The organism is Chryseobacterium sp. 27AL, assembly GCF_057815395.1.
In genome coordinates this window covers 805,307-816,177 of the sequence record NZ_JBYRIW010000001.1, presented here as the reverse complement: position 1 = coordinate 816,177, position 10,871 = coordinate 805,307, and the positions used below count along the sequence as shown (strand labels likewise).

Here is a 10,871-nt window from a genome sequence, read left to right as displayed (position 1 = left end):
AGATAAAAAAAATAAACCGTTTTTAAATTATTTTAAATATTTTAGTATTCGAAAACAACAAATCGATTAATAATTTTCCGTCTAAAAATTAAAATTTCTTTTTAAGCAAACACGCTTTTTTAATGCCTAAAAACATTAAATTTGCCACAATATATTATGGATAAAAACACGCAAAAAAAACAACAGGAATCGCCTGAAAAAGGCAAATTTTTATCGAAGCCGAGAGTGTTCTTCGGGCTCACATTCATTCTTTTTTCCATCGTTCTTACCTTCTCTTTCGTTTCTTATCTCATGAATTGGAAAGCAGATCAGAGCCAGGCAGGAACCATGCTCGACAAAAGCATAAAATCTTCCAACCTGTTTGGTAAACTGGGCGACTGGCTTGGTAATATTTTTATTTTCGAAAGTATTGGCGTGGCGTCATTTATCATTGCGTTTTTATTTTTAGTCTTTGGTACGGTCATTCTTAAAAAGAAGATGTTCAAGCCATGGAAAACAGTTGGTCATTCTCTTTTCTTTATCTGCTGGCTTCCAATTTTATTCGGTGCCATTACAAAAGGACAGGGCGTTTTGAGCGGAGTATACGGTTATCAGATCATGGATTCCCTGAATGCGATTATCGGTACGGTAGGACTTTGGCTTGTTTTGGTGTCCAGTATCGCTTTATATTTTATCTTAGAATTTAATCTTCGTCCGAGCTCCATTAAATCAAGGTTAAATGAGATTAATGAAAACACGATTGGCAGAGTAAAATCCATGATGCCGAATTCTGACGAAAATTTTGAGGCAGATGATGAGCTTATTGAAGAAGCACAAAGTACAGAGATCAATTCGTCTAAAATTACGGTTACGGAAACTGTACAATCTAAAAAAGATACTGAACCCATTGAAATTCTAGCAACATCAGAGGTTGAAACGATCATAACACCAAATAAAACTTCTTTTGACGATGATAAAAATGATTTTTCACAGTCGTTGCATTTGAATTTAAATCCAAAGCCGTCAGTTCCTGTTTCAACCCCTGAACAGGCTTTTGATATAAAACCGATAACTTCTACAGCAGTTGCAACAGAAGATGATATTAAGTTCAAAGTGGAAGTAGCTCCTGTAATTGATATTCTGGACGATTCTGACAGAAAATCTCAGGAACTGGTTGAAAAACATGGACTTTATGATCATAAGCTGGATCTTGCCAATTTCCAGATGCCGACGGTTGATCTTCTTAAAGATTATGGCAATGAAGAAATCTCCATTAACAAGGAAGAATTAGAAGAAAATAAAAATAAAATTGTCGGATTACTGAAAAACTTTAATGTAGGAATTGCCGAAATTAAAGCAACAATTGGCCCGACAGTAACCTTGTATGAAATCGTTCCAGAGGCTGGAATTCGTGTTGCAGCTATTAAAAAGCTTCAGGACGATATTGCCCTGAACCTTTCCGCTTTGGGAATCCGTATAATTGCTCCGATGCCGGGTAAAGGCACGATCGGTATTGAGGTTCCGAGGAAAAATCCTACGATGGTTTCGATGCGTTCTGTGATTGCTTCTCAGAAGTTTCAGAATACAGATATGGATCTTCCGGTGGTTTTCGGGAAAACGATATCCAATGAAATTTTCATGGCCGATCTTTCAAAAATGCCTCACTTGCTGATGGCGGGTGCTACGGGGCAAGGTAAATCGGTGGGTATTAATGCGATCTTAACTTCACTCCTTTATAAGAAACATCCGAGCGAGCTGAAATTCGTTATGGTGGATCCTAAAAAAGTGGAACTATCATTATATTCAAAAATCGAAAGACATTATCTGGCAAAACTTCCGGATGCTGAAGAAGCGATCATCACAGATACCAATAAAGTGATCAATACGCTGAATTCTCTTTGTATCGAAATGGACACGAGATATGATCTGCTTAAAAATGCATTCTGTAAAAATTTAAAGGAATACAATAAAAAATTTGCAGAACGAAAACTGAATCCTGAAAACGGGCATCGATACCTGCCTTACATCGTTTTGGTAGTTGATGAGTTTGCAGATCTGATCATGACGGCCGGAAAAGAAGTGGAACTGCCGATTGCACGATTGGCACAGTTAGCCAGAGCAGTGGGAATCCACCTGATTGTTGCGACACAAAGGCCATCTGTAAACGTTATTACAGGTATGATTAAAGCAAACTTCCCTGCCAGAGCAGCCTTCAGGGTAATTTCAAGTGTAGATTCAAGAACGATTCTTGATTCTCCCGGAGCAGATCAGCTGATTGGTAAAGGAGATATGCTTTATTTTAACGGAAATGAAATTTTAAGGCTTCAATGTGCATTTGTAGATACTCCGGAGGTAGAAAGGCTGGCTGAATATATTGGTGAGCAGAAAGGATATGCCTCTGCATTTATTCTGCCTGAATACGTTTCTGAAGATTCTGCCAGCAGTGTTGGCGCTTTCGACCCTAATGAAAAAGATGCTTTGTTTGAAGAAGCGGCAAGAATCATTGTTTCTACTCAACAGGGCTCTACTTCAATGCTTCAAAGACAATTAAAACTTGGATATAACAGAGCAGGAAGAATTATGGACCAGCTGGAAGCAAGCGGAATTGTAGGAGGATTCAATGGGGCAAAAGCAAGAGAAGTGCTGATCAGTGATCTTCATTCTTTGGAACAGTTTTTGGAAGACCTGCGCAGCTAAAGAATAAACCGTAGTACGGTTTAACTTTTAGGATTTGAAAATGTCTAAAGATTAAAAGATTTAAATAAAAATGAAAAATATTATTTCAAAAATTATAGTAAGCAGTATGGTTGTGGGAGCTGTAGGAATTACGAACGCTCAGAAAATTGATGCTAAAGCTAAAAAAATATTAGATGATATTACGGCGAACTATAATTCAAAAAAGAATACTTATTTTAAATTCTCATTCGGAACAGGAACCAACGGACAGGTTTCAAAAACGGAACCTGGAATTTACTATGCTGCCGGTGATAAGTACAAATTAAAGATCATGGAAACCGAGCAGATTTTCGACGGAAGCAAAATTTACAACGTCAATACGGAAGATATGGAAGTAACGGTTGCAAAGCCTAATGGAAGCAGCTCTATGTTCTCCCCTATCAACTATCTTTCCACGTATAGAAATGACTACAACGTGATCTACAACGGTAAGAAAAATGTAAATGGTGTAAGCACTGATTTTATAAAGCTGACTCCTGTAAAAGCTAATGGAATACAATATGTTTATCTTTTCGTTGATTCGGCAAAAAAACAAATGGTAAAGCTTGAGCAGCACGGTAATAACAAAGATGTTGCGGTAATTGCCATTAAAGAATACAAAGAAAACCAAAATCTGGATCCTGGAATGTTTGTTTTTGATAAGAATAAATACAAAAATTATCTGATTACAGAACTTTAATTTTTAAATCTCTAATATGCAAACCGAAAGCTTTCTATAAACAGTTTAAGGTTTAACAGACTTATAATATTACGTATTATAAAAATTTCATAAAATATAAAAGCTGCAAAGGAAACTTTGTGGCTTTTTCATTAATTTTGGCAAATGTTAAAAATACTAGACCGATATATCATAAAAACTTTCTTCGGACCGTTTTTCTTTATATTCAGCGTACTGTTTTTCATATTTATTGTGAATATCATCTGGGTTCAGCTGGGGCAGTTTATGGGAAAAGGACTCAGCACTTTTCAGATCCTGAAGCTGCTGTTCTATCTTGGGGTAAGTGTGATCAGTATGGTATTGCCGCTTACGATTCTGTTGGCGAGCATCATGTCTTTCGGAGAATTTGGCGAACGGTATGAACTTGCAGCCATGAAAGCAGCAGGAATTTCCCTGACAAGAGTAATGGTTCCCTTGTTGGGTGTGACAACGATCCTGTCGATCATGCTTTATTTTTTTTCCAACAATATTATCCCGGATTTTCAGCGAAAGGCGAAAAATATGCTTTTCAATATTGCGCAGACAAAACCTGCACTTAACTTTACGCCCGGACAGTTTATTGATCAGATACCCGGTTATATGGTGAAATTTGATAAGATTACCGGTGAGAACGGAGAAAACATTGATGGGGTTTTTATTCATAAAAAAGCAACAACTTTTGACAATCAGCAATCTATTGTAGCAGAAAAGGGAAAGTTTGTTCCTGCTGCAAACAAAAATTATCTTAAACTCATTCTTTATAACGGATATGTTTATGAGGACAATTTTGCCGGCAAAGCTGAGAATGTCCGTTTGAAACAGCCCGATCAGGCTATTAAATTTGATTCTCTGACTTCACACTTTGACGTGAGCGAGATTATTAATAAGGCTATTGAGGAAGAGAAAATCACGGATGATTACCGTTTCCAGACTTTTAATCAGCTAAATAAAACCATTGATCAGACAAAAAAGGATAATGATAAATTTTTCACCAACATTAATAATGATGTACTGAATCAGACCAATTCTGTAATGTCTTACATGGATGCAAAGCAGAACAGATCGAAAGCAAAACCCAAGCAGAATATAAAGCTCGATACCGTAAAAAGTGAGAAAAGACTTGAGATCATTAATAATGCTTACAGCAGGTTAGACAATCTTAAAAGTACCTTAGAAGCAAAAAATAATGAAATTGATCCCGGGGTAAAATATTATAGTAAAGTTGTAATTTATCAGCAGAGAATTGTTACCTATTCATTTACCTGCATCATTTTCTTCCTGATAGGTTCAAGTTTAGGATCTATTATTAGAAAAGGAGGAATGGGGCTTCCCGTGATTATTGCAATTGTGATCTTTATTATATTTTATGTCATTAATGTGGGAGTTGAGAACATGGCTTGGTCCGGGAAAATAGATCCCTATCTTGCCGCCTGGATTCCTAATTTGGTACTCTTCCCTTTTGGAATATGGATGACCTATAAAGCACTTACGGACTCTCAGCTGTTTGACGCAGAAAAATACAAAGCATTCTTTAAGCCAATAACCAGATTATTTGTGAAAAAAGAAGAACATAAAAGATACCAGTAATTTACACTGCTTAGGACATCCGGAATTTCCGGATGTTTTTTGTTATAATATGTATGCCGAATATTCAATAGCACATTTTTTGTTATACTGAAATCGCCAAATCAATACATATGAAAATTACACTGATAAGTTTAAGCTTGCTCTTTATTGTTTCCTGTAACAAAGAACGCCCGGAAAAGTCACAAAATAACGATTCAGCGGATATTCTGAAAAGCGACTCTGTAACAACAGCTAAAAACGATTCTATAAAAACGATAGCTGATATTAAAAATGAATATACGGTAATCAGCAGTTTAATTAATGCGAAAAAACTAGATTCAACCACATTCAATTACAATTGTGAAGAGAGAGAAGGTGAAGTCACCTTTTATTTCCAGAACAAAAAACTAAAAATGGTTAAGGATTTCTATGCCGAGCACAGTCATTTTTCTTCTTCAACAAAGTATTTTGTAAAAGATGATCAGGTATTCTTTATTTTTAATGAAGAAACGGTCTGGAACTTCGAGGATGGAGGTACCCCTGAAAAACCTGCAACGAAAGATGATATAAAAGAAAAAAGAATTTATATTTTAAATGATAAAGCGGTCCAGTGTTTTGAGAAAAATTATTCCATACGATCCCAAGGAAATAATCAGGATCCTAATACCATTGCCAATAAGGAGACAAAGTGTGATATATCAGAGTTTATGAAGAAATATAAATTGATTATTAAAAATAAAGATAAAAAGGATAATATTGATTGTTTATAAAGCAAAAGCGGCCTCAAGAGCCGCTTTATTATTTTAAAAACTGAAAACTTATACTTTCATAATTTCAGCTTCTTTTACTTTCAGGTGTTCATCACAAATTTTCACATACTTATCCGTAAGAACCTGTATATCAGCTTCGATGCCTTTAATGATGTCTTCAGATACGCCTTCAAGTTTTTTAAGTTCTTTCAGACCATTTTGTCTGGCGTTTCTTATTACCACTTTCGTATCTTCAGTTTCAGATTTTGCCTGTTTTGCCAGTTCTCTTCTTCTTTCTTCCGTTAATGGCGGGACATTAAGAATAATATTCACTCCATTGTTGGAAGGAGCAAAGCCAAGATTTGAATTAATAATCGCTTTCTCAATATCATTAATTGCTTTAGCATCCCAAGGTTGAATAGAAATCGTCATGGCATCCGGAACAGAAACATTCGCCACCTGGTTGATAGGAGTCATTGCCCCGTAATATTCTACCATTACATCCTGAACCATATTCGTTGACGCACGTCCCGCTCTGATTCTCTGAAATGCATGATCCAGGTGCCTAACAGCCGCTTCCATATCGTGTTGTACAGACTCTACTATAAGATCTAGTTCTTCCATTATATAATAAAAATTTGATAAGTTACACATTTTGAAGATTTAAGTTAAAGAAAACAAGTTAAAAGTCATATTTATAGAACTTTATACCATCACTTTACTTAGCTCTTTTTACTTTTTACTTGGTTCTTACTTTACAAATCAACTAAAGTACCAACATTTTCCCCGTCAACTATTTTTTCAAGATTTCCGTCTTTGTTCATATCAAAAACAATGATCGGAAGTTTGTTCTCGTGACTTAAGGTAAATGCAGTCATATCCATCACTTTAAGGTTTTTAGCATAAACCTCGTCGAAAGATAATGAATTATATTTTACGGCGTTTACATTTTTTTCAGGATCGCTGTCATAAATTCCGTCTACTCTTGTTCCTTTTAAAATAACATCTGCTCCAATTTCAATAGCTCTCAAAGTTGCCGCAGTATCCGTTGTGAAATAAGGATTTCCCGTCCCCGCTCCGAAAATTACTACTCTACCCTTTTCAAGATGTCTTACCGCTCTTCTTTTGATGAAAGGTTCCGCTACTTTGTCCATTTCAATGGCAGATTGAAGTCTTGTTTTGATTCCGGCATCTTCCAACGCACCCTGAAGTGCCATTCCGTTGATTACCGTCGCAAGCATTCCCATATAATCACCCTGCACCCTGTCCATTCCTTTTGCAGCTCCAGCCACACCACGGAAAATATTTCCTCCTCCAATAACAATGGCAACCTCACAGCCTTTGTCTACTACTTTTTTGATCTCAGCTGCGTATTCCTGAAGCCTGTCATTATCAATACCATATTGTCTGTTTCCCATTAAGGCCTCACCGCTAAGTTTCAGAAGGATTCTTTTATATTTCATCTTTATTTTTAAATAACTTTATTTGTTGGTTTGTCAGAAATTTGACTTTGCAAATATAATCATTAATAAGGTTGATTTTTAATTCTGGATTAAATTTTTAAATCTTGCGTGATAAGCTGATTTATGGGAGCAATTTGATAACATCGAAAAGGAATATTTATTTTTATAGGGAGCAATTTCCCGCTCTCCGCACTCGCTATTTTTTCAGCATTCGACGCGGCGGAGCCGCCGCGTCGAATGCTGAAAAAATGAGCTCAAACAAATGCTGCGATCGGGGCTGAGGGTTGATTACATTAATTCAATCTTCGGAAGTATCCACGAACAGTGTGACAAGAACAGAGAAATAACAGAACCTTTTATTATGATAGACAAGTAATTTTACAAAAGTTGAATATTTACCTATAAATAATACGATAAATATTTTGAAAAGTACGAAAAAGGATTATTTTTGCATTAATAATAAACTGAATTGAAGAAAATTGTCATTTTTTCATTATTTCTGTCAGGAGTTGTTTCTTATGCGCAAACAGGAACAAACGTTTATCCGTTTCTCAATATTCCTGTATCTGCAAGACAGGCTGCATTGGGTGGAGATGCTATTTCCGTAAGAGATCATGATGTTTCCTTTGCTATTGCAAACCCTTCCTTGCTGAACAGAGATTCTGATAATCAGCTTTCTGTGAATGCAACAGCATATCTTGCAGATTCCAAATATGGAACAATAGCGTATGCTAAAGATTTTGAAAACGGGCATATGGCGACGATTAATGCGCGCTACATGAGCTATGGAGACATTCCCAGAACAGATGAAAGCGGTTTTGAAAACGGATCTTTCAAAGCTTCTGATGTCGCTATCGGCGCAGGATATGCCTATCAGTTTGAGGAAGATTGGACCATCGGTGGCGGATTGAATTTTATCACGTCCAAAATCGACAATTATACTTCTTCCGCCATTTCAGGAAATGCGGGAATTACTTATCACAACAAAAAGAACAAAGAAACTGCTTCTCTGGTATTCAGAAATTTTGGTTATCAGTTTAAATCTTTTAACGGAACCCGTGAAAATCTTCCTTTCAGAGTAGATTTAGGATATACAAGAATTTTAAAGGCAATTCCGTTAGCGATTACCATTACAGCGCACGACCTTCAGGAATTCAATATTTCTTCTCAATATAATGTCAATGGCCAGGAAGTCAATGTAGGACGAAAAATCGCAGACCATTTCTCCCTGGGCGCCGAATTGTTCCCGGAAAAAGGATTTAACATCAGGCTTGGGTATAATGTGAAACGAGGAAATGAACTTGCCGTAGCAGATCAACGGAATTTCTCAGGTCTTTCTGCAGGTTTTGGTATTAAATTATCACGATTCCGTATCGATTACGCGCATGTACGCTATCATAACTCTTCAAATGTCAACCAGATTGGTGTTTCAATAGATCTTGTAAGCCATGCAGGAGAATAGATTGTTCTGTTTACCTTAAATAATAATAATGAATCCCTGAATAATATTCGGGGATTTTTGTTTACTTACTGATTATAAAGCATATTCTATAAATGATAAAGTGGTGTGACAATAAAATCTGCCAAGTTTTCTTGATTTTTAAGAAAAAATCTGGAAATTTGCGGTATGAAAAAACCTGTAATAGCAATCGATGGGTACTCGTCTACCGGAAAAAGTTCAATATCTAAAATCATTGCCGAAAAGCTCGGGCTTATCCACCTTGATACAGGTGCGCTTTACAGGGGTGTTACCTGGTTTGCACTTCAGAATTGTATTAATGAAAATGGGTCAATTAATCTTGAAGAATTGTTTTCCTCATTCGGTCAGATCGAGCTTGAATTTAAAAATGATAATGGAGAATTGATTCTTTTTCTGAATCATATTGATATTTCCAAGGCAATAAGGACAAATGAAGTGTCAGAAAATGTAAGCTTTGTCGCAAAACAGAAAGAAGTAAGGGATTTTCTTCTGCAGTCTCAACGTTCACTGGCAGAAAAAGGGGGTATCATCATGGACGGACGTGACATAGGGACAGTAGTTCTGCCAAATGCGGACTATAAGTTTTTCCTGACAGCGAGCATTGAAGAAAGAACTAAAAGACGATACAAGGAACTCCTTTCTCTCGGTATTGAAGCCCACGAAGACCAGGTAAAAGAAAACCTTATTATACGGGATAAGATTGATAGCGAGCGGGAAATAGCACCGTTGAGACAGGCAGATGATGCTATTGTCATCGATAATACAGATCTTTCCAAGGAAGAAACAATTGATAGTATTCTTTTATATATCAAAAATTTTTAACAATTTTTAATAGACCAATGCCTCCTTTGGTATATTAATTGTACAAATACTAAGCAAGTAAAACTAGTATTATTAACTATTAAAAAAAACGAAAAATGTCTAAGAAAAACAATACAGCGGGTATTTTGGCAGGGCTTCTTGCAGGTGCTGCAGCGGGTGTAATTTTAGGAATGCTTTATGCTCCGGAAGAAGGTAAAGAAACCAGAAAAAAAATTAAAGATAAAGCAAATGATCTGAAAGATCAGGCTAAAAATAAGTACGGAGAAGTTTCAGAAAAGGTGAAAGATCAATACAGCAGTATTTCTTCTACTTTTAAAGAGACAGCGAATAACGTAGCTCACACTGTGAAAGACGGATACGATAAATACAAAGATCAGATTGTTTCAAAAACTGCAGATGTAGTAAAAAATGTAGAATCTGAACTGAATGATCTAAAACAATAAATAATTTATTTTTTTAGGTAAATTATGAAAGGAACTTTATAAACGAAAGTTCCTTTTTTTGTAACTTTAAAGAAAAACAATGATTGAAACTATTAAAGAATACGCATCGAAAAGAATTGACCTGCTGAAAATTGAGGCGACGGAAAAATCTTCGCTTTCAGCCGGAGTTATTACCTATCTTATTTTAATGTTGGTTGCCTTTGGTTTTTTCATTATCCTGTTCAACTTTGGGATCGCATTTCTCATTGGGAAAGCACTGGGAAACAGTTCATACGGATTTCTTATTGTAGCCGCATTTTACTTTGTAATAATGATGGTTCTTATGATATTTAAGAAGAGACTCGTAAATTATGTGGCAGATCAGGTTATTAAATTTTTAAATCATTAAACTATGGGCAGAAAGTATGAAAGCTTAGAAGAATTAAGAAGAAAGAAAAAACTCTTGAAACAGGAAATCGAAGGGCTTGAAGATCTTCTTACGTTCAAAAATACAAAAGAAAGTTTGAGTGCATTCACCAATGGTTTGACAGATCAGTATCTGCAGGAAAAAGTAGATGAAGACGGTGATGAAAAAGTCGTATTGAGAAAAGACGTTATTGCCAAACAGATCACTTCTGAAATAAAAGATGCACTTATCAACAAGAATACAGCAATGGGCATTGCCAGCTCTGCTTTTAAAGGAGATGCCGTAGATACCTTAATCAAGCTTGGGGTAACTGCCATTGTAGGAAATTATGCGCGGAAAAGTCTTAAAAGCTCAAACTGGAAAAGAAAAGTGGCAGGTGTCGCATTGATCTATCTTGCACCGATTGCGCTTAGATTTATCCGAAAAAAACTTGAGAATTACCAGAAAAACCAAAGTGTTTCAAGCATGGAACAGCTTATCTGAGTTCGAGAGTGGGAGTGTTTTATTTAATCATTCTATACTCTAAGACT

Annotated in this window: 11 protein-coding genes; 9 read left to right on the top strand and 2 right to left on the bottom strand. The window is 36.0% G+C overall.

Annotation, left to right across the window (positions count from 1 at the left end):
* Positions 1-156 precede the first annotated feature (156 nt).
* The 4 genes from AC3WV0_RS03500 (at position 157) to AC3WV0_RS03485 (ending at position 5,748) form a co-directional block, all read left to right on the top strand.
* Positions 157-2,676 (top strand): FtsK/SpoIIIE family DNA translocase, encoded by a 2,520-nt coding sequence (locus tag AC3WV0_RS03500; RefSeq protein ID WP_488844700.1) that lies wholly within the window; start codon positions 157-159, stop codon positions 2,674-2,676.
* Positions 2,677-2,746: 70 nt separating this feature from the next.
* A complete protein-coding gene (gene lolA1, locus AC3WV0_RS03495) occupies positions 2,747-3,394 on the top strand; it encodes an outer membrane lipoprotein periplasmic chaperone LolA1 (RefSeq protein ID WP_488844035.1) in 648 nt (215 codons plus the stop codon).
* Between the two features lie 144 nt (positions 3,395-3,538).
* The gene (locus tag AC3WV0_RS03490) at positions 3,539-4,999 is read left to right on the top strand and encodes an LptF/LptG family permease (protein ID WP_488844034.1); all 1,461 of its coding nucleotides are present in this window, start codon (positions 3,539-3,541) and stop codon (positions 4,997-4,999) included.
* A gap of 110 nt (positions 5,000-5,109) precedes the next feature.
* Complete coding sequence (locus tag AC3WV0_RS03485; RefSeq protein ID WP_488844032.1) at positions 5,110-5,748, top strand: hypothetical protein; 639 nt, start codon at positions 5,110-5,112, stop codon at positions 5,746-5,748.
* Positions 5,749-5,796: 48 nt separating this feature from the next.
* Here AC3WV0_RS03485 and frr read toward each other — a convergent pair whose 3' ends face one another.
* Positions 5,797-6,351, bottom strand: coding sequence for a ribosome recycling factor (gene frr, locus AC3WV0_RS03480; RefSeq protein WP_488844031.1), 555 nt, complete (start codon positions 6,349-6,351; stop codon positions 5,797-5,799).
* Positions 6,352-6,482: 131 nt separating this feature from the next.
* A complete protein-coding gene (pyrH, locus tag AC3WV0_RS03475) occupies positions 6,483-7,190 on the bottom strand; it encodes a UMP kinase (RefSeq protein WP_089855827.1) in 708 nt (235 codons plus the stop codon).
* A 469-nt stretch (positions 7,191-7,659) separates the two neighbouring features.
* Here pyrH and porQ point away from each other — a divergent pair, with 469 nt between their 5' ends.
* The 5 genes from porQ to AC3WV0_RS03450 all read left to right on the top strand — a co-directional run bounded on the left by porQ (position 7,660) and on the right by AC3WV0_RS03450 (position 10,824).
* A complete protein-coding gene (porQ, locus tag AC3WV0_RS03470; RefSeq protein WP_488844029.1) occupies positions 7,660-8,652 on the top strand; it encodes a type IX secretion system protein PorQ in 993 nt (330 codons plus the stop codon).
* A 165-nt stretch (positions 8,653-8,817) separates the two neighbouring features.
* A complete protein-coding gene (cmk, locus tag AC3WV0_RS03465) occupies positions 8,818-9,492 on the top strand; it encodes a (d)CMP kinase (RefSeq protein ID WP_488844027.1) in 675 nt (224 codons plus the stop codon).
* A gap of 95 nt (positions 9,493-9,587) precedes the next feature.
* Positions 9,588-9,935, top strand: coding sequence for a YtxH domain-containing protein (locus AC3WV0_RS03460; RefSeq protein WP_488844025.1), 348 nt, complete (start codon positions 9,588-9,590; stop codon positions 9,933-9,935).
* A gap of 79 nt (positions 9,936-10,014) precedes the next feature.
* Positions 10,015-10,323 (top strand): phage holin family protein, encoded by a 309-nt coding sequence (locus AC3WV0_RS03455; protein ID WP_488844024.1) that lies wholly within the window; start codon positions 10,015-10,017, stop codon positions 10,321-10,323.
* A gap of 3 nt (positions 10,324-10,326) precedes the next feature.
* Positions 10,327-10,824, top strand: a complete 498-nt coding sequence (locus tag AC3WV0_RS03450) for a phosphoribosyl-ATP pyrophosphatase (protein ID WP_488844022.1) — start codon at positions 10,327-10,329, stop codon at positions 10,822-10,824.
* Positions 10,825-10,871: the final 47 nt, after the last annotated feature.